The sequence below is a fragment of the Chryseobacterium indoltheticum genome (assembly GCF_003815915.1).
GTDB lineage: Bacteria > Bacteroidota > Bacteroidia > Flavobacteriales > Weeksellaceae > Chryseobacterium > Chryseobacterium indoltheticum.
Genome location: NZ_CP033929.1, coordinates 1,914,610 through 1,940,256 on the forward strand (window position 1 = coordinate 1,914,610; position 25,647 = coordinate 1,940,256).

Sequence of the window (25,647 nt, forward strand, 5' to 3'; positions counted from 1 at the left end):
AAAATTATGAAGAAGAAAAATATTTTAAAAGGAGTATTATTTGTTGGTTTTGGAGCGAGTATATACGGAATGCTTGCTACATTTGTAAAAATGTCTTACAAAGATGGTTTTACAACTTCTGAGGTAACGACCGCTCAGTTTGCGTTGGGTTTAATAGGTCTTTTAATCCTGAATTTTATTCATACCATTACTTCAAAAAAGAAATTATCATCACCCAGTCGCAAAGAAGTCAGAATGTTGATTTTGGCGGGTACTTCTTTAGGTTGCACCAGCTTGTTTTATTATATAGCAGTACAATATATTGCCGTTTCTATTGCAATTGTATTGTTGATGCAGTCGGTTTGGTTCAGTGTTGTCGTCGAAAGTTTTATTACTAAAAAGTTTCCCAATGCTAAAAAAGTTGTCGCAACGGTAATTGTTTTGTTAGGAACAGTGTTAGCAACAAATCTGATCAATTTAGAAGTAAAACTAGATTGGCACGGCATCTTTTGGGGACTATTGGCGGCGGCTTCTTTTACGATGACGATGTTTACATCCAATACTTTGGCAACACATTTACCCGTACTCAGAAAAAGTATCATCATGTTAACGGGTGGTTCTGTAATTATTTTGGTATTTCTGTTTTTTGCGCAGATTGGCCCGCTGTATTCTGAAAGTTTAAGATCTTTTTATTTAAATTTTACTGAAAATACAGAGCATATAAGACCATTCGATTACTCGATTTTCTGGACGTACGGATTTATTTTAGCTTTATTCGGAACCATTATTCCGCCTATTTTATTCAATTTAGGCTTTCCAAATACAGGTTTAGGATTGGGAAGTATTATTTCGTCTTTGGAGCTTCCGGTATCGGTGACGATGGCATTTGTCTTGTTGGGTGAAAAGGTTATTCTTATTCAGTGGATTGGGATTGTCTTAATTTTAATGGCAATTGTTTTGATGAATTTACCTTCAAAAAAAGAGAAGATTCTCAGCGAACAGCTCTCTTAAAAATGATAATTAAATTATAAATGACACCAAAAACCGTTTCTTTTGAAGCGGTTTTTTTAAATTTATATCTAAATTAAATTTTCATGACCAATTTTAAAAATATTGTCGCTATCATTTCTTTTAGCATCACTTCAAGTTTTGCTTTTGCGCAAGTCAAGCCTTTAAATGCAACGCTTACCAATTATCAATATCCTTTTGAAGTTCATTTTAAAGATTTAAAATCACAAAATCAAACGTTGAAAATGGCATATATGGATGTAAAGCCCAAAAAGTCAAACGGGAAAACTATTATGTTGCTTCATGGTAAAAATTTTAACGGTGCATATTGGGAAAAAACAGCAAAAGATCTTTCTGATAAAGGTTTCAGAGTAATTATTCCTGATCAGATTGGTTTTGGTAAATCTTCAAAGCCTCAAAGCTACCAATTTTCTTTTGCTCAATTGGCGAGCAATACGAAAGCCATTTTAGATGAACTGAAAATTGATAAATTGATCGTTCTCGGACATTCAATGGGCGGAATGGTTGCTACAAGATTTACTTTAATGTATCCCGAAAATGTTGAAAAACTAATTCTCGAAAACCCAATCGGATTAGAAGATTATAAAACTTTTGCAAAATATCAAACGGTTGACGAAGCGTATCAATCTGAATTAAAAAATACAGCCGAAAGCTACAAAAATTATCAGCTTAAATTCTATTACGACAACAAATGGAAAGCAGAATATCAACCTTGGCTCGATCTCATCGCTGGTTGGACGTTGCATAAAGATTATCCACAAGTTGCCTGGAATGCTGCTTTAACTAGTGATATTATCTTCAATCAGCCGGTTGTTTATGAGTTTAAAAATATAAAAACACCCACATTATTAATTATCGGAACAAGAGACAGAACAGCAATTGGAAAAGACCGTGCGCCAAAAGAAATTCAGCCAACAATGGGGCAGTATCAGGAATTAGGAAAGAAAACGCAAGCGCAAATTGCAGGATCAAAACTGGTCGAACTAGAAAATGTAGGCCACCTTCCTCACATCGAAGTCTACGACAAATTCTGGAATGCTTTGTATGATTTTATAAAGTAGAAGGGAAGTTATTTTAATTGACTTAGGAAATGGAGGCGTTAAGAAAATTGAAATTTAATCCGTTAAAAAATTCCCACTGTCTGAAGCGCGACAAAAATTCTGAGTTGAAAAAATAATTCTGATTTCGCGCAAGTTTTGGGGATTTTAGGATTTAATTTAAATTTTTATCCGGAGTTTCCAGTCTTGAACTTTTGGTTCTTTTGTTTCAAGACAAAAGAATATATATATTAAAATAAAGAGAGGCTATTCAATTTGAATAGCCTCTTTTCGTATGTGTTGTCTGAATTATTTCTTCTTGTAAGCAGCGTCTTTAATTCTCGCTTTTTTACCTCTAAGGTCTCTGAAGTAGTAAATTCTAGATCTTCTAACTTTACCTCTTCTGTCAACTTCGATTTTTTGAAGAGCAGGCATGTTGATAGGGAAAACTCTCTCTACACCTACATCACCACTCATTTTTCTGATTGTAAAAGTCTTTGTAGAACCTGTTCCTCTCAATTGGATTACAGTTCCTTTGAAGAACTGAGTTCTCGTTTTTTGACCTTCTTTAATCTCGTAATACACAGTGATTGTATCACCAGCTTTGAATTCAGGGAATTCTTTTTTTGTAATGTACTTGTCTTGTACGTACTTTAATAAATCCATTTTTGTAATAAAAATTTTTTGTCAAGCTAAGCAACTTACACGGACTTCGTCAGAGGTTGAATAACAGATTGCAAAAATAAAACAAATTTTTCTGTCCGCCAATACTTTACAAAACATTTTTTAATAATTTTCTCTAAAACTCTAAAACTCTAAAACTCTAAAACTCTAAAACTCTAAAACTCTAAAACTCTAAAACCCTAAAACCCAATCATGGCGTGCCCATTCACTCGGTCATTACGCTCGCGCTCCATTTCCTCATTCAGGTCGGGCTGTCCGCTGTATCTTTTTGGGAGTTACAGCAGCATTGCCGCCGAAACTCCCAAAAAGGATGTCGCTTCCATCCCTCACGCAAAAATACAGTCTTTCAAATCAAAAGATTACAAAAATTAGAAAATTCACAAAAAAATTGTAATTTCAGACCACAAAATTTTACGCAGTACAATGATAGATAAAAGAGTAAAAAATGCTACAGAAGCGATAGAAGGAATCAAAGACGGAATGACATTAATGTTGGGCGGATTCGGTCTGTGCGGAATTCCTGAAAACTCAATCAATGCTTTAGTAGAAAGTGATGTAAAAGAGCTTACGTGTATTTCAAACAACGCCGGAGTTGATGATTTCGGACTTGGATTATTGTTGCAGAAAAAGCAAATCAAAAAAATGATTTCTTCTTACGTTGGAGAAAATGCAGAATTCGAAAGACAGATGCTTTCAGGCGAATTAGATGTCGAGCTGACTCCACAAGGAACTTTAGCCGAAAAATGCAGAGCTGCACAAGCCGGAATTCCTGCATTCTATACACCTGCAGGTTTCGGAACCGAAGTTGCAGAAGGTAAAGAAGTAAAAGATTTCAAAGGAAAACCACATATTTTGGAGCATGCTTACGAAGCAGACTATTCAATCGTAAAAGCTTGGAAAGGTGATCACGCAGGAAATTTAATTTTCAAAGGATCAGCAAGAAATTTCAATCATCCAATGGCTGGAGCGGGGAAAATTACCATTGCTGAAGTTGAAGAATTGGTAGCACCGGGCGAATTAGATCCTAATCAAATACACATTCCGGGAATTATGATTCAGAGAATTTTCCAGGGTGAAAATTTTGAGAAAAGAATAGAACAAAGAACTGTAAGAAAAAAAGATTAATTTTTTAAACAGTTTCAAAAAAAATTATACCCCGAAATGAACTTTCGGGGTAATTTTATAGTTTTAAATTTATATTTTCAACGATGTCATTCCGACGAAGGAGTAATCTATATTCATAATCATATAAACTTCCCGCATCCATCATCCAACTTCCTTTTATTGCCCTACGCCAAAGTTTTTCTCTCTCCAATCTGTTGTCTCCACATGGCATAATACAATCCTTTTTCTTCAATTAATTGTAAGTGAGAACCCGTTTCGATGACATGCCCGCGTTCCAAGACATAAATTCTGTCTGCGTGCATAATCGTACTTAATCGGTGTGCGATCAAAACAGTGATTTGTTCTTTTTCTTTAGAAATTTCTTTAATCGTGGTTGTAATTTCTTCTTCGGTAATACTGTCTAAAGCAGAAGTTGCTTCATCGAAAATAAGAAGATGAGGTTTTCTCAACAAAGCTCTTGCAATGGCGATTCTTTGTTTTTCACCACCGCTTAATTTTAATCCACCTTCACCGATTACAGTTTCAATTCCTTTTTCAGCGCGTTCTAAAAGAGCGGTACAGCTTGATTTTTTTAAAGCTAATTGAAGATCTTCTTCCGTTGCAGAAGGATTCACAAACAAAAGATTTTCTCTTATTGTTCCGGCAAAAAGTTGAGTGTCCTGTGTTACAAAACCAATTTGATTACGCAATTCATCAAAATCAAATTCTTTTCCGTCAACATTATTATAAAAAATACTTCCTTCCTGTGGTCTGTATAATCCAACTAATAATTTTACCAACGTACTTTTCCCTGAGCCACTTGGCCCTACAAAAGCAATCGTTTCACCATTTTTTACATCAAATGAAATAGCATTCAACGCTTTATAATGAGCACTTTGATGCTGAAAAGAAACATTCTGGAATTCCAACTCTTCAATGGCTCCGATTTTTTTCGGGGTCAAAGGTTTGGGCTCAACTTCTTTTTTCATCACCCGGTCAAAATTTTGAAGCGATGCTTCGGCTTCACGATAAGAAATAATAATGTTACCTATTTCCTGCATCGGTCCGAAAATAAAGAATCCGTAAAACATCAGTGATAAATATTGTCCTGGAGTGACAATGTTTTTAAAAATCAATAATAATAAAGTGAAAGTAATGACTTGTTGTAAAAAATTAACCAAAGTTCCTTGTACAAAACTCAACGAGCGGATCCTTTTTACTTTTCTCAATTCCAAATTCAGGATCTTGTAAGTGTTGTTATTCAACCTTTCAACTTCCTGATTGGTCAGTCCCAAACTTTTTACAATTTCAATGTTTCTAAGGCTTTCAGTGGTGCTTCCTGCCAAAGCTGTCGTTTCGGTAACAATATTTTTTTGGATGGTTTTAATTCTTTTACTCAGCAAATTAGTTATAACAGCGATAAGAATAATTCCGACTACATAAACAGGCATAATCGACCAGTGCAAACGAATGGCGTAAATAGAAACGAAAATAATACTCACCAAAATTCCAAAAAATACATTAACGAAATTATTGATAAACTTCACAGAATCTTCTCGTACTTTAGTTAAAATAGAAAGCGTTTCGCCACTTCTTTGATCTTCAAATTCCTGAAAAGGCAATCTCATAGAATGTTGTAGACCATCGGTGAAAATCTGAGCACCAAATTTTTGGATAATTACACTTACTACATAATCCTGAAATGCTTTGGCGATTCTGCTGATCATTGCCGTTCCGATCAATAGACCTAAAAAATAGAATACTCCATGATAAATATCGGTTCCGTAGAGATATTCATTCAACGTTCTTGGGATCAGTTTTTCTTTGTCAAAATAATTAGGTTGGTTAACCAATTTATCCAAAATATTCCCCGTTATAGCAGGTGCAAATAGCGAAAATACTTGATTGATAGAAGCTAACAACAGCGAAGCAATAATCAGCCATTTATATGGTTTTAAGTAATTTAATAGAATTTTCATTTGTAAAATTAAAAGCCCACAAATTTACGACAATTTGCGAAGCAAAATTTATCATAGGATAAGAAAGAAAGTATTTTCATAGTTCTGAAAAAATGGCTAATTTGGCGGGATAAGATTATGCTATGCTAACTAAAGAACAAATTGCACAAAGAATTTCAAAAGAAGTAAAAGACGGATATTATGTAAATTTAGGAATCGGAATTCCAACATTGGTTGCCAATTACGTTCCTGATAATCTTTCAGTAGAGTTTCAAAGCGAAAACGGCGTTTTAGGAATGGGGCCATTTCCTTTTGAAGGCGAAGAAGATGCCGACATTATCAACGCCGGAAAACAGACGATTACCATTCTTGATGGCGGTTCATTTTTCGATTCAGCATTCAGTTTTGGGATGATCAGAAGCCAAAAAGTTGATTTGACCATTCTTGGAGCAATGGAAGTTTCAGAAAACGGAGACATTGCCAACTGGAAAATTCCGGGAAAAATGGTGAAAGGAATGGGAGGAGCAATGGATTTGGTAGCTTCTGCTGAAAATATTATCGTTGCAATGATGCACGTAAACAAAGCAGGAGAAAGCAAAATTCTAAAGAAATGTTCACTTCCTTTAACCGGAATTAACTGTGTGAAAAAAGTAGTTACTGAATTAGCAGTTCTTGATGTGACTCCAGCTGGTTTCAAATTGGTTGAAAGAGCTCCCGGAGTTTCAGTAGAACACATCATCAAATCTACAGAAGCAGATTTGATCATTGAAGGCGAAATTCCTGAAATGCAATTTTAAATAATACAAAAAACCTTGTCAAGTTTGACAAGGTTTTTTGTATAGAAAATATTCATTGTAATTAAATTGACCTAGGAAATCGTAGCGTTAAAAAAATATATTCTTTGAACGTTAAGAAAATTCTACTGTTTGAGTGCGGCAAGAATTAGGTTAATAAATTAAACATTAATCCGCACGAATTTTAGAATTTTTAGAGAACAGAATTTATTTTTAGCGAAGAATTCCAAGTCTTGAATTTTTGTTTCTTTTGTTTCAAGACAAAAGAAATTTACTTCCCATCCTGCGCCCCAAAAACCTTCTGCAAAATACTCGATGTTCTCATCACAGAATTATTTCTGATACCGCTTTCTTTTTCGGCTACCATTTTAAAAACACCGTTAATTGTTTCGTTGGTTACATATTCATTAAGATCGGTAGAAACGGCTTGTCCTGTTAAAGTGTTGTATTTTGAAATCAAATTAGTCCAGACTTTATCGGCGCCGACTTTTCCCAAAGAAGCTTTTACTTTTGGCTGAAAAGCTGTGAAAAGTTGAGATTGCGTTTTTGTTTGCAAATAGTTAGTCGCTGCATTATCACCTCCCAATAAAATATTTTTGGCATCTGTAATTGTCATCGACGTAATCGCTTTTGTGAAGATCGGAGCAGATTCTGTAACGGCATCTTCAGCGGCTCTGTTGAGCAGTTTTACACCTTGATCAGCCAAGCTTCCCAATCCAAAAGCACGAAGTTTGGTGTCAATCACTCTTAATTTTTCGGGCATTAAAATTTTTACTGCTTCATTTTTAAGGAAACCATCGGTAACACCTAATTTTTTCACACCTTCAGTTACACCTAAATTTAAAGCTTCCTTTAAACCTGATGAGATTTGGGTTGAAGTAAGGCTTCCGAGATTTACTGACGAATTGTTTTTTGTGGGAGTTTGCTGAGTTGTTGTAGGCCACTTTGTTGTGGTGGTTTTAGGATTACTTAAATCAACACCGGTTTGGTTTTTAACAGTAGATTTTATAATATCTAAAATTTGTGCTTGTGCTGAGACTGAGAATAATAGTCCGGCAGCTAAGAAAACAGTTTTTTTCATCGTTTATTTTATACAAAATTAGATGTTTTGAAGCTTAAATAGTTAAATGATGAGTGTTAATTTTAATAGGACGCGATTTTTAATTAGAACATTAATTAAGTGTGCAAAGCTCCAGATGAGCTTAACCTTTGTAGCAGAATGCAAGCGCACAAATTTGAGCTCCGTAGCAGCAACGCATTATATTTACCAATATCACCAGAAAAATCCTCAGAAAATAATTATATTCGCTAAAATCAAATCAATTCAGAAATGAAACGTTTTTTACTTCTATTTTCTATGATATTTTCGGGGTTACTATTTTCTCAAACTCAATTGAATTTAATTCCTTATCCTCAAAAAGTTATTATAAATAAAGGAACGAGTGAAATTCCAAATCAAATATTAGTTAGAGAAGTAAATAATGATTCTCTTCATTTACAAGTTAAGGTTTATAATGATTTTCTTAAAAATGATTCAATTCGTTTTTTAGTTTCAAATCATGGTGTACCTAAGGATACTTTTGTAGGTTTAGAAAAAGTGAAATCTGAAGTTGATGGAAGTAATGATGGATATAAATTAGAAATTAATGATAAAAGAATTTCAATCAAATATCATAATGAAAATGGGAAATTCTATGCTTTTCAGACATTAATTCAATTGATTAAACAGTTTTCAACTGGAAAAAAAATACCAAATTTATTAATTGAAGATTCTCCAAAATTTGCTTGGCGTGGAATGCATCTCGATGTTTGCCGCCATTTCTTTACCGTTGAAGAAGTAAAGCAGTACATTGATTATTTGGCGATGTACAAACTGAATACTTTTCATTGGCATTTAACGGATGATCAAGGCTGGAGAATTGAAATAAAAAAACATCCAAAACTCACACAAATTGGCTCAAAACGTAAACAATCAATGATTGGAGCGTATGTCGACGATACGTTTGACGGAAAACCTTACGGTCCCTATTTTTATACGCAAGATCAAATTAAAGAAGTTGTAAAATATGCAACAGAAAGACACATTACAGTAGTTCCTGAAATAGAAATGCCGGGCCATGCCTTGGCTGCACTTTCAGCGTATCCTGAATTGGCTTGTACAAAAGGTCCTTTTGAATCGGCTACAAAATGGGGTGTTTTTGATGATGTTTTCTGTCCGAAAGAAGAAACTTTTACGTTTTTACAAAATGTTTTGGATGAAGTGATCCAACTTTTTCCATCGCAATATATTCACATCGGTGGTGACGAATGTCCTAAAACAAGATGGAAAGAATGTGCGCATTGTCAGGAATTAATTAAGAAAAACAATCTGAAAGATGAGCACGGTTTACAAAGTTATTTCATTCAACGAATTGAAAAATATGTCAACTCTAAAGGACGAAAAATCATCGGCTGGGATGAGATTTTAGAAGGTGGGTTAGCGCCAAACGCAGCTGTAATGAGCTGGACAGGTATCAAAGGTGGAACTGAAGCTGCAAAGTCAGGACATTTTGCTGTAATGACGCCGGGCTCTTATTGCTATTTTGACCATTATCAGGGTGACCCGCAAACCGAACCAAATGCTTTTGGAGGTTTTACGCCTTTGGAAAAAGTGTATTCTTACAACCCGATTCCTTCTGAATTGAATGCTGAACAGTCAAAATATATTTTGGGAGTTCAGGCTAATTTATGGACGGAATATATTCTGGATTTTAAACAGGTTCAGTATATGATTTTTCCGAGATTGTTTGCACTTTCTGAAGTGGGTTGGGGAACTTCAAATCCTGAAAATTACAAGGAGTTTGAAAACAGAGTGGTGGAGCATTTTAAAATTTTAGATAAAATGAACATCAATTATGCGAAAAGTATCTATAATATTTCAGGAAAAGTAATTCCTAGTAAAAATGGAGTTTCTTACGAACTTTCAACCTCACAAAATCCGAACGGAATTAAATATGCGATTGATGGAAGTGAGCCAAAATCAAATTCTGCAACTTATCAGAATCCCATTCCTGTTTCACAATCAATGACTATAAAATCTGCTTATTTTGAAAATGGAGTATTGAAAAGTGCAATATCTTCCCAAGATTTTAAAACTTCAAAAACTACGGGTAAATCAATTACTTTAGAACACCAGCCAAGTGAAAATTATTCTTTTGGCGGAGCTTTCACGTTGGTTGACGGAATTATCGGAAACGTAAAACAATTAGGAAAAACATGGCTGGGTTTTCAAGGTAAAGATGTTGTAGCGACAATTGATTTAGGTGAAAAAACACAATTCTCAGAAGTTTACTTCAATACGTTGGATAACAAAGGAAGCTGGATTCATTTTGCAAAATCAGCAACAATTTCAATTTCTGACGACGGTAAAAATTTTAAAACGATTAAAGAAATCGGTAAGAATGAAATTCTTAAAGCCAAAGGAAAAATAAATCTGAAAGTTGGCAATCAGAGTGCTAAATTTATTAAAATTAAAATAGGAAATGCAGGAATTATTCCCGCAGGAAATCCCGGTGCAGACTCAAAAGCATGGCTTTTCGTAGACGAAATCGGAGCGCAATAATTATTAAAATTTAGTACTTAAAGTTTCTGTAATTTTAAGTAAGTCAACCTTTACCTAAGCCTCAACCTAAAAATATGAATTCAAGAAGAAAATTTTTAAAAACTACAGGAATATTATCATCCGCTTTATTGCTGAATCCATTGGATTTGATTGCTAAAGATTCATCAGAGAAAAATGATAAAGTAATAAACAAACCGATCGTACTTTCAACCTGGAATTTTGGTTTAAAAGCCAATGAAGAAGCATGGACAATTCTTGGAAAAGGTGGAAGAGCTTTGGATGCCGTTGAAAAAGGCGTTCGTCTGGTTGAAAATGATCCCGACGAAAGAAGTGTCGGATACGGCGGCAGACCCGACAGAGACGGAAGAGTAACGCTTGATGCCTGTATTATGGATGAAAATTATAACATTGGTTCAGTGGCTTGTCTCGAAAATATTAAAAATCCAATTTCTGTAGCAAGAGCGGTGATGGAAAAAACGCCTCACGTGATGTTGGTGGGTGATGGAGCATTACAGTTTGCCGTTTCTCAAGGTTTTAAAAAAGAAAATATTCTCACCGCAGAATCTGAAAAAGAATGGAAAGAATGGTTGAAAGACAGCAAATATCAACCGATTGTCAATATTGAAAATCACGACACAATTGGGATGATTGCGCTCGATGCTCAGGGAAATCTTTCCGGAGCTTGTACAACGAGCGGAATGGCTTTTAAAATGCATGGAAGGGTAGGAGACTCGCCAATTATCGGCGCCGGTTTATTTGTTGATAACGAAGTTGGTGCAGCAACAGCAACCGGTCATGGTGAAGAAGTCATCAGAACAGTTGGAACTCATTTGGTAGTTGAATTGATGCGACAGGGAAGAAATCCGCAACAAGCGTGTAAAGAAGCGGTTGAAAGAATCGTGAATATTACTAAAAAAAGAAATAAAAGTTTAAAAGATATTCAGGTTGGTTTTATTGCGATTAATAAAAAAGGTGAATATGGTTCTTATTGTATTCAGGACGGGTTTAATTTTGCGGTGTACGACCAAAAAGGAAATCGTCTCGAAAAGCCGGAATTTGCTTTAAAATAGTTTTAGAAAAGCCAAGTAAAAAGTAAAAAGATCCTAGTGAAAAAAGTCAATCAGAGAAAAGAGAAGTAATCTGTTGGGGATATTTCCACAATTCGGAAAGATTGCTTAGTAGTCCCTTCTCGCAAAGACATCAATCATCCATCATCCAATAAAAATATGTTCCTAGAAATTGCCACATTCGATATCACTTCTGCCGAAATTGCTTTAAATTCTGTTGCCGACAGACTTGAATTTTGTGCAGACATCAATTCAGGAGGAATTACTCCCGATCTGGAAGAATTGAGATATTTAAAAGAAAAATATTCGAAACCGATTCATGTAATGATTCGTCCTGTAGGCGGAGGTTTTTTATATACCGAATCAGAATTCAGGGAAATGCAAAAAAGTATTATTGAGTTTTCTAAAGCCAATGCAGACGGTTTTGTTTTCGGGATTTTAGATGAAGACCAGGAAATTGATATTGAAAAAAATAAAATTTTAATCGATTTAGCCAACGGAAAACCTTGTGTTTTTCACAGAGCTATTGACCGGACTAAAAATATTTTTGAATCTACAGAAAAACTAATTGAATTAGGTTTTAAAGAAATTCTTACTTCCGGCGGAGAAAATTCTGCAATGGAAGGAAAAGAAAATTTAAAAAAGCTTGTTGAAGGTTATTCTGATGACATCAAAATCTTGATTGGAGGTGGTGTTCGTTCCAATAATATTTCAGAATTAAAAAATGTAACTCATGGCCAATATTTTCATTCTTCAGCAGTTTTATCTTATGAATCGTTTGCCAATGCGGATGAAATTAAGAAATTAAAAGTTAATTTGTGAAATACAAACGAAAAATATTTTAACGCAAAGTTTTATTTTAAAACTGCATATTTTAAGGTGCAAAGAATGACGAACAAGTCGTCTAAGCATGAAATTTATAGGTAGATGTTAGAATAAATCTTATTGTAATAAACTTTATGAAAATGAACATTTACATCAACTACAGAAAATTAATTATAAAGCACAAGTATATTCAAGCTTAAGTGACTTGTTCGCTACTCTTTGCCTCTTAATTGTCCGTAACCAAAATAAATCTTTGCGTTAATAAATTCAAGATAAAAGTCACACAAACACAAAAACAAACACAAATGACAGAAAACGAATTATCTTATAAAATTATCGGAGCAGCTTTAGAAGTTCGTAAAACTTTGGGAGTTGGCTTACTCGAAAACGTCTATGAAGTTGCTTTGGCTTATGAATTAAAAGAGCTTGGTTTGAAGGTTGAAAGTCAGTTAGTACTTCCTCTAAAATATAAAAATGAAACAATCAGCAACGCTTATAGAATCGATTTGATGATAGAGAACAAAATAATTATTGAGATAAAATCTGTTTTAGAATTACATCCAGTTTTTTATTCTCAAGTTTTGACGTATTTGAAGCTAACTGATATAAAACTAGGTCTTCTCATTAATTTTAATACGCCATTAATCAAAGACGGAATCCATAGAATTGTAAATAAACTGTAGATGAACAAAACAATACTTCTTGCTTTACTTCTCATTCAAACATTAATCAAAGCACAATTTTCAGATCGGAATTTATCTTCTGAAAAATGGCAGTTCAAAAACTCCAAAGAAAATAAATGGCTCACGGCTTCCGTGCCCGGAACGGTTCATTTGGATTTGATGAATAACAAACTTATTCCCGATCCTTATAAAGATGAAAATGAGAAAAAAGTACAGTGGGTTGAAAATGAAGATTGGGATTATCAGACGGTTTTTAAAATTTCTGCTAAAGAATTAGAAAATCAGAATGCGGATTTGATTTTTCATGGGCTGGATACGTTTTCTGAAATTTATTTAAATGGAAAACTGCTGAAGAAAACCGATAACATGTTCAGAACCTGGAAAATTCCTGTGAAAAATTATTTAAAAGTTGGAAATAATATTTTACAGATTAAATTTAAATCTTCAGTACATATTGGAAAAGATTTAGCGAAAAAAGTTCCGTTTACAATGCCGGAATCGCCACGAAGTTTTGTGAGAAAAGCACAATATCAGTTCGGTTGGGATTGGGGACCGAGATTGGTCACTGCAGGAATTTGGAAAGATGTAAAATTGAATTTCTGGAATCAGGCAAAGATGGAAAACGTAAAAGTAGAGCAGAAAAATTTAACAGAACAAACGGCAAATCTTAATATTCACGCTCAAATTTTCGCTGAGCAAAACGGAAAGTATAGTTTTTTAATCAATAATGAAACGCGTGATGTTTTTTTACAACAAGGTTTAAATAAGATTTCAATTCCTTTTCAGATTACAAATCCAAATCTATGGCAACCCAACGGTTGGGGTGAACCTACTTTGTATGATTTAAAAGTTTCTCTTAAAAAAGATTCAAAAACTCTAAGTTCTAAATCTGAAAGAATTGGGCTAAGAACTATAGAATTAATTCAGGAAAATGACGAAAAAGGAAAATCGTTTTACTTTAAAGTCAATGGAAACCCGATGTACGCAAAGGGAACCAACTGGATTCCGTCTGACAGTTTTACACCGCGAATTACCAAAGAAAAATATAAAAAACTTATCCAAGATTGTAAAGATGCCAACATGAATATGATTCGTGTTTGGGGTGGCGGAATTTATGAAGATGACGAATTTTACAAAGCCTGCGACGAAAACGGTATTCTGGTTTGGCAGGATTTTATGTTTGCCGGAAGTTTTTATCCGTCAGATGAAAATTTTTTGAATAATGTAAGAGAGGAAGTTAAAGATCAGGTTAACCGACTTCAAAATCATCCGTCGATTGCTTTGTGGTGCGGAAATAACGAAATTGATGAAGCCATTGTCAATTGGGGATATCAGAAGCAATTCAAATATTCAAAAGAAGATTCATTGCAGGTCTGGAAAGATTACAAAAAGGTTTTTCATGAAGTAATTCCGAATGCGATTAATGAGTTTGCAACAAAAGACAAATCAATTTATTGGGAAAGTTCGCCATCGATTGGTTGGGGTCACAAGGAAAGTTTAACTGAAGGCGATTCTCATTATTGGGGCGTTTGGTGGGGTGAGTTTCCGTTTGAAATTTACAATGAAAAAGTTCCAAGATTTGCTTCAGAATATGGTTTTCAGGGAATGCCGAGTTTAGAAACCGTTAAATCAATGTATTCAGGAAATCCTGATTTAAGTTTAGAGAATCCAATAATTAAAGCGCACGAAAAAAATGCGAGAGGTTTTCATATTATTAATGAATACATGAAGCGTGATTATGTGGTTCCAAAAGATTTTGTGAAATACAATTATGTTTCCCAACTGCTTCAGGCTCGTGGAATGCAGATTGCGATTGAAGCACACCGACGTGCAAAACCATACAATATGGGAACTCTGTATTGGCAGTTAAACGATTGTTGGCCTGTAATTTCTTGGTCGTCGATTGATTATTTGGGAAACTGGAAAGCTTTGCATTATCAGGTTAAAAGAAGCTTTGAAAATCAGGTAATTTTAACGGAAGAAAAAGAGGGCGTTTTAAATTTTTATGCCATTAATGATGAATTAAAAAAGTTTGAGGATGTTTCATTAATTGTTTATGCTAAAAAATTTAATGGAGACATAATCGTAAGAAGAACAACTGATTGTAAGAGGAGAGTTTTAGATGGAATTTTAAAATTAGCATCTCCAAAAACTTCATTTTTTATTACTGAATCAGAAAGAGATAATTCATTTTTAAACTTAATTTTAGTAGATAAAAAAGGTAATAAAATTACAGAATCAAATCATTTTTTCTCAAAACCAAAAGATTTAAAGCTTACAAAACCCAATATTACCATCAAGAAAATTTCTCCAACTGAAATCGAAATTTCAACTGATGTGTTTGCGAAAGATGTTTATTTGATGGGAGATACTCATTTTAGTGACAATTTTTTCGATTTGCTTCCAAAAACTTCAAAAAGAATTACCCTTTCAAAACCATTAAAAAGCGTTGAGGTAATGACTTTGTGGGATACAATGAATGAGTAAACAAAAAGACCGATTTTAAAAACCGGCCTAATTCAAATTTATCTACCTCTACATATTTACAGTTAAAACATTTGTGTATCGGATATCAAGCTAACGTGAAAAATATGTATTTATTTTGAAAGTTTAAAACTTTTTTCAAACATCGAAAATCTTACTGACAAACTGTTGTCATAAACTGCGATTACCTTTGTCTTAAGATTAACAACTTAAAACAAAAAATTATGACAACTACAGCAATCGCAACACAACAGTTCATCTCTTCAACGCAATTATTAGAACATTGGCAAGGTCACAGAAACCTTACAAGAAGAGTAATCGATGCATTTCCTGAAAAAGAATTATTTGAATTTTCAATTGGCGGAATGAGACCTTTCGCAAAGCTGGCAGTAGAATTAATCAGCATTGCAGGTCCTGGTTTGAAAGGAATTGTAGATCACCAGGAAGAAAAATTTTCTGAAGAAGCATTTCAGCCGAAAACAAAAGAAGAGATTCTTGCAAAATGGGATTCTGAAACAGAAGTAATTAATCTATATTTCAATCAAATCTCTGAAGAAAGATTTCAGGAAATGTTTAATTTATTTGGTCAATACGAGTTTCCGGTTTATCAGAATATTCTTTATTTTATTGACAATGAAGTACATCACCGTGGTCAAGGGTATACTTATTTAAGAGCTTTGGGTATTGATCCGCCATTCTTTTGGGAAAGATTCTAAACATCATTAATGCTCGCATAAAAAACGCTTTCAGAATTTCTGAAAGCGTTTGCTTAAAAGTATTTGAACTGATAAAATATTAATCAGGTAAGACAGATCTGAAGAATTTTTTAATGTTTTCTTTAAGGGTTACAAACATTTCTGAGGTTCCAAAATCTTTGTTATCATAACCGATTGGGAAACCTTTTTCAACATATTCATTATTTTTCTTTAGTGTTAAAGGTTGAAAATTTTGATTAACTTTTCCTAAATGATCTGTATGAATATCCAAAAATTTAACATCAGCGTTTTTAGAAAAATCAAGCTCTTTAATGTTGATTGATTTAATTTCTTGTTTCAGATCAGAACGAAAATACAGATTCATATTTTTCACATCAATCACGGTTTGCCATTCTCCGGCGTAGACCGAATTGAGAATACTCCACGCATAATCTACAGGTTTTTGGTCGTATTTATAGTTTTTTAGCATATAAAAAGCTCTGCTGTAGCGATCTTCCCAGTTTTTTCGTTGTGTAAAATCATATTTTTCGGTACCACCAAGAAAATCATATTTTTGCGTAGCTTCTAAATCTTTTTTATACTGATTGTTGCATAAAAGTGGCATCGGCATATCTTTATCGGTGAGCACTTTATATTTTCCATCCAATAAAGCAATGGTTGCCGTATTTCCTTTCGCATCGGTTAAGAAAAAATGACTTCCCGCTGCATTCGGCCACCAATCGATATTCGGGCCGTCATTTAAATGATCTACCACTTCTTTTACCGACTTATAATTGTCAAGTTGATACTGAATCCACTGTGCCCAAAATAGGTTGGGTTGTTTAGGATTGTAAATCTTTGTTGTTTCTTCAAGATACAATTCGACCAGAAAAAGGCCTTTTTCATTGACTCCGTAACAGGGGAAATCGTAGCCTAAAAGATTGAATGTTACAGAACCGTATTTGGAAGTCCATGTTTTTTTTGAATTTAAATTTTCTGTCGTCAGATTTTCCCAGCTGATATTTCTTTTCGCAATATCGCGTTTGTTGACAACGATCATTCCGGGCATTGTTTTCCAGTTTTCATTAAACCCAACTACACAATGATTTTTTCCTTTGAGTAAAAAAGCGGAACATGCATTAATTGTAGTAGAATAAGTGATTGCAGCGAGCAATAGGCATCGTAAAATTAACAGCTTCATTATGTCTAAATTATTTTTGAAATTTTTTGAATTAAATCTTTCATCGTCGTTTTTAGAAATTCAGGTTCCAGAATCTCGGCGTAATCTCCAAAGGTAATCAGCCAACGTGGAAATCCTTCATCAATCCAATCGGTTTCAAAAGTCATTTCAATTCCTTTATCAGTTTCCTTTTCTTCGATTAATCCGTAATATGTTTTTGAGTTATTCAAATGTCCGATAATTTTTTTGTCGACTAAAAGTTTGACGATCGTTTTATTCCCGTTCGGACTTTTTCTGTAATCATTGATTTGCCCATATTCCTGCAAGTAAGGGTTTTGAGTTTTTACGATATTTAATATCCGATCTATTCTGAATTGCCTGAAATCATTTCGCAATGTGCAGTAAGCGATAATGTACCAAAAATTAAACTCAAAAAAAACACCTACAACTTCGATCGTTCTTGTCGAAATTTTCTCATTAACCGTTTTATAATCTATCGAGATCTGATGTTTTTCGGCGATACTTTCTAAAATTATAGGAATGATATTTTTTATCGAATCTTCTGTTTTTGGATTGTAATTGTAAATATCAATTTGATTTTCAATATTCTGAATTAAATTTTTGTCTGAATGTTTCAAAACAGAACGTAGCTTTTCCATCGCAGTCTGATAATGATTTCCCAAACTTTCATGCGAAAACTTCTGCATTAGCTTTTCAGCTGTGATAAAACTCAAAACTTCCTGTTTAGTAAACATCACAGGCGGAAGTTTATAGCCATCCATCAGAGAATATCCGCTTCCGGCTTCTCCAATAATAGGAATTCCGGCATTTTCCAAAGTTTTTATGTCACGATAAATAGTTCTGATACTGACCTCAAATTTTTTTGCCAAATCCTGCGCTCTTACAATCGGTTTTGATTGCAGTTGTGTGAGAATAGCAGTGACACGGTCAAGTTTTTTGAGGTAGTGGTCGTTCATTATTGCGCAAATTTAATCAGTAACTTTTTTAAACGCAAAGGTTTTATTTTTTCAAATAATATTTAAAATGCAAAGTCTAATCAATAAATTGATTGTAGGTGGCTATATTTTTTCAAGCTTAAGCGACTTGCTCGCTATTCTTTGCTCCTTAAAGATTTCACTTTTTTATTAAATCTTTGCGTTTAAAGTATTTGCATTACATAATTGATACACTTTTAAACTACTAAATTGTTACATTAATTCTTAAACGTATTCACCAATTTATCCAAATTCAAACTCCTTGCAGAAGCATCAAAAATTTCTCTGTAAGTTCCGTTCATTTGTACCAACTCATCATGCGTTCCGCTTTCTACGACATATCCTTTTTTCATTACATAAATTTTATCTGAATCTAAAATCTGTGAAAGAGAATGAGAAATAATCACGACCGTTCTTCCTGCTTTAATGGCATCCAAAGAATTTTTAATCTGTTCGGTGGCAATTGCATCCAAACTTGCAGTCGGCTCGTCAAGAAAAATAATCGGCGGATTTTTTAAAAATAATCGGGCAATCGCGATTCTTTGTTGTTGTCCGCCAGAAAGCTGAGTTGCATCGTGTTTATATTTTTCCGGAAGATCTAAAATCTGCTCGTGGAGATATGCTTTTTTAGCCGCTTCTTCTATTTCTTCAAAACTTGCATTCATATTTCCGTAACGGATATTGTCTTCAATACTTCCTTGAAAAATGTGATTTTTCTGCAAAACCAATCCCAGATCATCCCGTAAAAAAGTATTGTTGTAATTCGTTAAATCTACTTTATCTAAAATAATCTCACCAGAATCCGGAAGATAAAATTTGCAGAGAAGATTGATGATGGTTGATTTTCCGGCTCCACTTAATCCTACTAAAGCAGTCGTTTTTCCGTTTTCAATTGTCATTGAAACATCGTTCAGTGCTTTTGTTCCGTTGGGATAGGTGAAATTGATATTTCGTAATTCAAAGTTTCCTGTGCTCTTATTTTCCACAAAAGTTCCGTTCGGTTCGACTTCATTGTCTGCATTTAAAATATCAAAATAACCTTCGGCATAAATCATCGCATCATTCATATCATCATAAATTCTGTGAAGCTGCCTGATGGGCGAAGAAACATTGTTGAAAAGCATGATGTGAAGCATAATAGCACCAATCGTCATTTGCTGATCCAAAACCAAATAAACCGTCAAAAGAATAATTAAAACAACCCCAAACTGCTCTATAAAAGTTTTTAAACCATCATAAATAAAATTGGTTTTCCGGGTAAACATTTGGCTGTCCATCAATTGCATCTGTAGATCGTACTGTTTTTTGCCTTCAAATTTTTCACGCACAAAACTTTTAATTACCATAATTGAATTAATTAAATTTAAAAGTCCTGAAGTTTTCTGTTCACGCTGATTCCTCAAAGTTCGTCTTACTCCGCCCAGTTTTTTTGCCTGTAACGAACTGATATAAAAATAAATAGGAACAATGATCGTTGAAACCATACCCACGTAAACATTTTGCATGTACATAATAATCAATGCAATAAATGCATTTGAAAATAATGGAAGCATATCAATAAAGAAATTTTGAACAAGTCTTGTTAAGCTTTCAATTCCTCTGTCGATTCTGATTTGAAGTTTTCCAGATTCGTGATTTTCATCATTAAAATAAGCAACTCGATACGTAAGGATTTTGTCGATTGCGGATTGAGCCAAAACAGAACTTACATTAATCCTGATTTTCTCACCATAAAATTTCTGTCCAAAATTGATGAAAATATTCAACAATTCTTTTCCCAGTAAAATAATCGAAATGATAATCAAAATATGAACTCCCTCACTCATCGGATTTGGTAAATGTGTGAGTTTTGTCACTTCATCCACCGTATATTTTAAAACTAAAGGGTTCACCTGAGCCGCCAAGGCACCGAGAAAAGTAAGAAACAAAGTTCCGTAGATCATCGGTCTGTAAGGCTTTATAAAAGGAATTAGTTGTTTGTAAATTCCAAATAGAGTAAGAGTTCTGTTAAAAGGTTTTGCCATGAATTTGGTTTAAAAGAAAAACGTACCGTTTCTGAGAGAAAAAGGTACGTTTTATTATTTTTTGGCGCAAATATTTAATTCAAATTAAACTGCGAAGTATTTTAAACATTAAGATAATTAAGCTTTTAAGAACAATATGCTTAAACTTTTAAGAATTACTTCGGTAAAATTATTAAGCATTATTAAATAAATTTATTGATTCTTAATATTCTTAAAAACTTAAATGTTCTTAATGGTGAAAAATTTAATTACAATTTTAAATCTATCCCTCAAAAACATAAGTAGTCAGATAATGCAATTCAGATTTACTGGCTGCTTTAGAATTTGCTTCAGCCTGTTCCAAAGAATAATTTGAATTGATTTCTTTTTTCTGGAATACAAAAGAATTGTTGGCATTTTTGTCAACTACATCACTGAAAATATGTTCAATTTCTGAATTTCCTAAAGATGCAAAACTGATATCTTCAAAACCATGCATCAATCGAAGATCATCAAACTGAGCAAAGTTTTCGTTGACAAAAGATTGCATCTGCGATTTAGAATCAAAATTTCCTGCCCAAATATTGTAAGCGTAACTTTTCTTACTTGGCTTATCGAAAATACTTTGGTAAACGAAGTTTTCTCCCAAATATGCTTCTCTTACCTGTGGATCGTTTGCCAAATCTTCAGGAAGACCTTCTTTCAAGATCTTTCCTTCAAACATAATATAAGTTTTATTGGTAATTGCCAAAGTTTGCTGTACGTTGTGATCGGTAATTAAAATTCCGATGTTTTTATCGGTCAGACTTCTTACAATTTTCTGAATATCTTCCACGGCAATCGGGTCAACTCCCGCAAAAGGTTCATCCAAAAGAATAAAACTTGGATCTGTCGCCAAACATCTTGCAATCTCGGTTCTACGTCTTTCCCCTCCGGAAAGAAGATCTCCTCTGTTTTTACGAACGTGTTGTAGAGAAAACTCCTCAATCAATTCGTCGCATTTTATTTGCTGTTCTCTTTTTGAAAGTTTAGTCAACTGTAAAACACCAAGAATATTATCTTCTACTGACAGTTTTCTGAAAACCGAAGCTTCTTGAGCAAGATAACCAATACCTTTTTGGGCACGGCGATACATCGCATCGGTCGTGATTTCCTGTTTGTCGAGGAAAATTCTTCCTGAAGTAGGCTTTACCAAACCTACGATCATATAAAACGAAGTGGTTTTTCCGGCTCCGTTCGGACCAAGCAAACCTACAATTTCTCCCTGCTGAACCTGTACAGAAACGCCTTTTACAACTTTTTTGGGACCGTATTCTTTGATTAAGTTTTCTCCTCGTAAAATCATAGTCGCAAAGATAAAGTTTTTTTGAATTAGAAATTTATATTATGAATATCTGCGTTTTAATTTTAGCAGAGTTTAACAGGTTTAATTAATGTGAAAATTAAGTCGGAGTTTCCAGTCTTGATTTTTGTTACTTTTGTATTAAGACAAAGTAAAAGAAGTAAAGTCTTGATAATATAGTAAATTTTGTTTTAATTGCGGTCTGTATTTTGGCAGGAATGATTTTCAAACAAACAAAATCTATTCATCCCGATGCGCACAAAGGCATCAACACCTGGATTCTTTATTTAGCACTTCCTGCAGTTTCTTTTAAATATTTACCCAAGGTTCAATGGTCTGCAGAAATGCTTTTTCCAATACTTTCAACTTTTGTAATTGCGATTGGATGTTTCTTTTTTATGATGTTTTACAGCAGACAAAAAGGCTATTCCAGAAGATCGAGAAGTACATTGGAACTGGCAAGTGGCTACAGTAACACTTCATTCATTGGGTTTCCTTTAATTTCAGCTTTTTATGGCGAAAGTCTTTTAAGTATTGCAATAATCTGTGATCAAACGATGTTTTTTGCACTTTCCACATTGGGAATTATCGCTGCAGTAAAAGGCGGAAGCAAATCCGGAAAAGTGAGCGCCGTTTTTATTCTGAAAAGATTGGTTACTTTTCCGCCTTTGATCGGTTGTATTGCTGCATTGTTTTTATCTCAATTCATCGATTTTACTTTTGCAGAGCCACTTTTTGATAAATTGGCTGCGACTGTAAGTCCGCTAGTTTTATTTTCTGTTGGATTACAATTGAAATTCAATGGTTGGAAAAAACTTTTGCCACAGATTTCAGCTTCTATGTTCTATAAATTAATTTTAGCACCAATAATGATTTTAGGTTTAGCTTTATTACTTGGAATTAAAGGTGATGTTGCGAAAATTTCTGTCTTTGAAGCTGCAATGCCGACGGTTGTTACTGCAAGTATTATTGCCGAACAATTTAGGCTTAATACAAAACTGACGAATCTGATCATCGGATTCAGTATCCTTGTTGGATTTATTACTTCGGCAATTTGGTATCAGATTATTGAATTGATTTTCTAATCTATTAATTCAAAATCATACAAAAAAATAGAATCTATATTGTCTCTCCACTGCTCTACAGAAGCGGCATTACTTGAGCTTGGCATAATAGAGGTTGATTGATAAATGGTTGTGCCTTTTAGTTTAATTTTTGCTTTGAAATTCATCGTCTTACCTGTTTTTTGAATATTTAAAAGGGTGAAAATAGAATTTCCCATCATTTCAGATTCAGAAAAGGTAAACTCAATACTATTATCCGTAGTCTCATCTCTTTTGAAATTTTTGAGCATATCAAACATATCTTTTTTCTCAGTAATGTTTTCTTCGGAAACCAGCTCGAATTTTATAATTTTATTTTTTTTAAATTCAGGTTTTAAAATAATTTTTTTACCAATAGGAATGGTTATTTCTGATTTCTTTATTAAAACTCTTTCTTGAGCATTTATCGTGATTATAAATAATAAAATGAATAGAGATAAGAATTTTTTCATGATAGTTTTAGTTTAATTGAATCTGATTGGACTATAAAAGTATAAAAAATTGCACTTCTCTGAATAAAAATCTAATTTTACACTTTAATTATTCCCTTGCAATACGCTCAAATTATTTTGCCGCTCAATCTGAAAGGAACTTTTACGTATAAAGTTCCGGAAGAAATACAATCAACAATTCAACTCGGAATGAGAGTTTTGGTTCCTTTTGGTGGAAAAAAAATCTATACCGGAATTGTTTTTGAATTTCATGACGAAGAGCCTACTCAGTTTGTGGCAAAGGAAGTCATCAGTATTTTAGATGAACAACCGATTTTACCGCTTGAGCAAATCAAATTCTGGAAATGGCTTTCAGAATATTATCTCTGCAATTTGGGCGAAATTTACAGGTTTGCTTTTCCGTCTTCTTTAAAACTGGAAAGTGAAACCTATTTAAAACTAAAACCCAATATTACCGTTGAGTTTGAAAATTTAGACGTCAATGAAATGTACCTTATTCAGGCATTGGAAGTTCGTCAGCTGATCAATTTAACGGATATTGAAGCATTTATTCCGAAAAAAGATATCATTAAAACCATCAACTCGCTGATCGATTTACAATATATTGAGATCGACGAAAAGATTGCTGAAAAATACAAAGCGAAAGAAGTTGCTTATGTAAAAATAACTGATGAGGTTTTAAAAAATAATAATCTTACCGAGATTCTTTTAAGCTTAAAAAGAGCCCAAAAGCAGAAAGATCTTTTCCTGCATATTTTAGAAAAGCAGACAGAAAATCCTGATTTGCATATCAAAAAATCAGAATTGTTTGAGGACGGTTATTTTGCGAGTTCGCATTTTAAATCTTTGGCAGATAAAAATCTGGTTGAAGAATATTACATGCAGAGAGACAGAATTGAAAGCTATGAAGGCGAAATTGAAGAGGTTGAAGAGCTTACAGAAATTCAGAAAGCTGCAAAAAATGAAGTGGATGAAGCGTTTGAAGAAGGCAGAAATGTGTTACTGCATGGTGTAACTTCGTCCGGAAAGACACATATTTATTTAGAGAAAATCGAAGAATGTATTTCGGAGGGAAAAAATGTTTTGTTTTTGCTTCCTGAAATTTCTTTAACAAAGCAAATCACTCAAAGATTAGAAAAAAAATACGGAAGACAACTTGGGTTTTATCATCAGAAATTAACTGATTTTGAGAAAGTTGAAATTTGGCGAAGAATAAAGAATAACGACGTCAAAATTCTTATCGCAACGAGAAATGCTCTGTTTTTGCCTTATCTGAATTTGGGACTAATTGTGGTAGATGAAGAGCATGATTCTGGATATAAACCGAGAGAAGTTTCTCCTTTTTTCAATGCAAAAGATTCGGCTTTGGTGTTGGCGAATTTTTATGGAGCAAACGTAATTTTAGGTTCGGCAACACCTTCTGTTGAAAGCTATTATTTAGCCCGAAAAGAGAAGATGAAATATATTTTTCTCAATGAAAGATTCGGGAATGTAAAGCTTCCGGAGTTTGAATTAATTAATTTTAAAGAAGCTCAGGATTCTAAAAAAGTTTCGGGAAATTTTTCTTTAAAATTGATTGATGAAATTAAAAAAACTTTAGAAGAAAAAAATCAGACGATGATTCTTCATAATCGTCGTGGCTACGCCAGTGTTTTGGAATGTGAATCTTGCGGATATGTGAATTACTGCTCAAATTGTGATGTTGTAATGACGTATCATAAAGCTGCAAACGAAATGAAATGCCATTATTGCGGACAAAGAGCATCGAAGCCGAAAACCTGCCCAAAATGTTATTCTGAAAACCTTAATGAAAGAGGAGTGGGAGTTGAGCAGATTCATGAAGAAATTTCTAAAATTTTTCCTGACAATGAAGTTGACCGAATGGATGTGGATTCCATGCGAAAGAAATTTGCATATGAAAAATTATACGTAAAAATTGAGGACGGAGAAACCGATATAGTCGTTGGAACTCAGATGATTTCAAAAGGTCTGGATTTTGATCATATCGAATTGGTGGCGATTCCCAAAGCTGATTCTATGCTGTATGTGCAGGATTTCAGAGCAGAAGAAAGAGCTTATCAACTGATTACGCAGGTTTCCGGAAGAGCGGGAAGAGTTTCCGGAAAAGGCAGAATTTTAATTCAGACTTTCAATCCGGATCATTCTGTTTTTCAATTGATTAAAATGAATAATATTTCGAAAATTTATAAGTATTTTCTCACCGAACGTCAAAAATTTAATTATCCGCCTTTTACAAAATTAATTATGATTGAGCTGAAGCACAGAAGGGATGAAAAAGTGAATCGTGCTTCGCAGTTTTTAGGATCGGTTTTAAGAAAATATCTTCCCGAAGATTGTATTTTAGGTCCTGAAAGATCGCAGATTGCCAGATTAAATAATTTGTATCAGTTTCAGGTAATGCTAAAACTTCCGCGTGGCAAAAATTATGACAAATTTAAAAGTTTAGTTTTGCTAAGTTTAAAGGAATTTGACGAAATCACTGCTTATCAAAGCATTAAAAAAGATGTTTTTGTGGATTTTTAACAAACTTTAACATAATTTATAGCCTTTTATTATAGTCTACCTAACTACCATACCATAATAATTTCTACATTTGGACGTTGACTATATG

General features: G+C 33.7%; 19 protein-coding genes and 1 pseudogene. 12 read left to right on the forward strand and 8 right to left on the reverse strand.

Translation table 11 applies throughout. From position 1 onward, the window contains the following. Nucleotides 1–6 precede the first annotated feature (6 nt). Complete coding sequence (locus EG358_RS08985; protein ID WP_076562237.1) at nt 7–990, forward strand: EamA family transporter; 984 nt, start codon at nt 7–9, stop codon at nt 988–990. Nucleotides 991–1,073: 83 nt separating this feature from the next. After that, nucleotides 1,074–2,069 (forward strand): alpha/beta fold hydrolase, encoded by a 996-nt coding sequence (locus EG358_RS08990; RefSeq protein ID WP_076562236.1) that lies wholly within the window; start codon nt 1,074–1,076, stop codon nt 2,067–2,069. Nucleotides 2,070–2,354: 285 nt separating this feature from the next. Here EG358_RS08990 and rplS read toward each other — a convergent pair whose 3' ends face one another. Continuing rightward, a complete protein-coding gene (gene rplS / locus EG358_RS08995; RefSeq protein WP_007846341.1) occupies nt 2,355–2,711 on the reverse strand; it encodes a 50S ribosomal protein L19 in 357 nt (118 codons plus the stop codon). A gap of 441 nt (nt 2,712–3,152) precedes the next feature. Between rplS and EG358_RS09000 the strand changes: the two genes are divergently transcribed. Next, nucleotides 3,153–3,854 (forward strand): CoA transferase subunit A, encoded by a 702-nt coding sequence (locus EG358_RS09000; RefSeq protein ID WP_076562235.1) that lies wholly within the window; start codon nt 3,153–3,155, stop codon nt 3,852–3,854. 164 nt (nt 3,855–4,018) lie between these two features. Here the strand turns inward: EG358_RS09000 and EG358_RS09005 are convergent, their stop codons facing one another. Next, nucleotides 4,019–5,812, reverse strand: coding sequence for an ABC transporter ATP-binding protein (locus EG358_RS09005; protein ID WP_076562234.1), 1,794 nt, complete (start codon nt 5,810–5,812; stop codon nt 4,019–4,021). Between the two features lie 122 nt (nt 5,813–5,934). On the opposite strand from EG358_RS09005, the gene EG358_RS09010 reads away from it, so the two are divergent. Continuing rightward, the gene (locus tag EG358_RS09010) at nt 5,935–6,588 is read left to right on the forward strand and encodes a CoA transferase subunit B (protein ID WP_066678629.1); all 654 of its coding nucleotides are present in this window, start codon (nt 5,935–5,937) and stop codon (nt 6,586–6,588) included. A 268-nt stretch (nt 6,589–6,856) separates the two neighbouring features. On the opposite strand, the gene EG358_RS09015 is transcribed toward EG358_RS09010, so the two are convergent. Continuing rightward, entirely contained in the window at nt 6,857–7,666 is an 810-nt protein-coding gene (locus tag EG358_RS09015; RefSeq protein ID WP_076562233.1) for a DUF4197 domain-containing protein, read from the reverse strand. Nucleotides 7,667–7,915: 249 nt separating this feature from the next. Between EG358_RS09015 and EG358_RS09020 the strand changes: the two genes are divergently transcribed. From EG358_RS09020 to EG358_RS09045, 6 genes are all read left to right on the forward strand, one after another. Beyond that, nucleotides 7,916–10,186, forward strand: a complete 2,271-nt coding sequence (locus tag EG358_RS09020; RefSeq protein WP_076562231.1) for a glycoside hydrolase family 20 protein — start codon at nt 7,916–7,918, stop codon at nt 10,184–10,186. A gap of 74 nt (nt 10,187–10,260) precedes the next feature. Next, nucleotides 10,261–11,256, forward strand: coding sequence for an isoaspartyl peptidase/L-asparaginase family protein (locus EG358_RS09025; protein WP_076562230.1), 996 nt, complete (start codon nt 10,261–10,263; stop codon nt 11,254–11,256). A 156-nt stretch (nt 11,257–11,412) separates the two neighbouring features. Further along, on the forward strand, nt 11,413–12,075 hold the full coding sequence (locus EG358_RS09030) for a copper homeostasis protein CutC (RefSeq protein ID WP_076562229.1): 663 nt from the start codon (nt 11,413–11,415) through the stop codon (nt 12,073–12,075). Between the two features lie 308 nt (nt 12,076–12,383). Beyond that, nucleotides 12,384–12,761: a GxxExxY protein gene (locus EG358_RS09035; protein WP_076562228.1), complete on the forward strand. Its 378-nt coding sequence runs from the start codon at nt 12,384–12,386 to the stop codon at nt 12,759–12,761. Next, on the forward strand, nt 12,762–15,248 hold the full coding sequence (locus EG358_RS09040) for a beta-mannosidase (protein ID WP_076562227.1): 2,487 nt from the start codon (nt 12,762–12,764) through the stop codon (nt 15,246–15,248). Between the two features lie 221 nt (nt 15,249–15,469). After that, nucleotides 15,470–15,961 (forward strand): DinB family protein, encoded by a 492-nt coding sequence (locus tag EG358_RS09045; protein WP_076562226.1) that lies wholly within the window; start codon nt 15,470–15,472, stop codon nt 15,959–15,961. Nucleotides 15,962–16,040: 79 nt separating this feature from the next. On the opposite strand, the gene EG358_RS09050 is transcribed toward EG358_RS09045, so the two are convergent. From EG358_RS09050 to lptB, 4 genes and pseudogenes are all read right to left on the reverse strand, one after another. Further along, a complete protein-coding gene (locus EG358_RS09050; RefSeq protein ID WP_083677092.1) occupies nt 16,041–17,141 on the reverse strand; it encodes a linear amide C-N hydrolase in 1,101 nt (366 codons plus the stop codon). A gap of 5 nt (nt 17,142–17,146) precedes the next feature. Continuing rightward, on the reverse strand, nt 17,147–18,097 hold the full coding sequence (locus EG358_RS09055; protein WP_076562224.1) for a helix-turn-helix transcriptional regulator: 951 nt from the start codon (nt 18,095–18,097) through the stop codon (nt 17,147–17,149). A gap of 236 nt (nt 18,098–18,333) precedes the next feature. Continuing rightward, nucleotides 18,334–20,058 (reverse strand): ABC transporter ATP-binding protein, encoded by a 1,725-nt coding sequence (locus EG358_RS09060; protein WP_076562259.1) that lies wholly within the window; start codon nt 20,056–20,058, stop codon nt 18,334–18,336. 679 nt (nt 20,059–20,737) lie between these two features. After that, nucleotides 20,738–21,463 (reverse strand): annotated as a pseudogene (lptB, locus tag EG358_RS09065) (LPS export ABC transporter ATP-binding protein); the annotation flags it as partial. 203 nt (nt 21,464–21,666) lie between these two features. Between lptB and EG358_RS09070 the strand changes: the two are divergent. Next, nucleotides 21,667–22,545, forward strand: coding sequence for an AEC family transporter (locus EG358_RS09070; RefSeq protein WP_228422014.1), 879 nt, complete (start codon nt 21,667–21,669; stop codon nt 22,543–22,545). On the opposite strand, the gene EG358_RS09075 is transcribed toward EG358_RS09070, so the two are convergent. Continuing rightward, the gene (locus EG358_RS09075; protein ID WP_076562221.1) at nt 22,542–23,015 is read right to left on the reverse strand and encodes a hypothetical protein; all 474 of its coding nucleotides are present in this window, start codon (nt 23,013–23,015) and stop codon (nt 22,542–22,544) included. The two genes, EG358_RS09070 and EG358_RS09075, sit on opposite strands and share 4 nt — an antisense overlap. A 96-nt stretch (nt 23,016–23,111) precedes the next feature. Here EG358_RS09075 and priA point away from each other — a divergent pair, with 96 nt between their 5' ends. After that, nucleotides 23,112–25,559, forward strand: coding sequence for a replication restart helicase PriA (priA, locus tag EG358_RS09080; protein WP_076562220.1), 2,448 nt, complete (start codon nt 23,112–23,114; stop codon nt 25,557–25,559). The last annotated feature ends 88 nt before the right edge of the window (nt 25,560–25,647 follow it).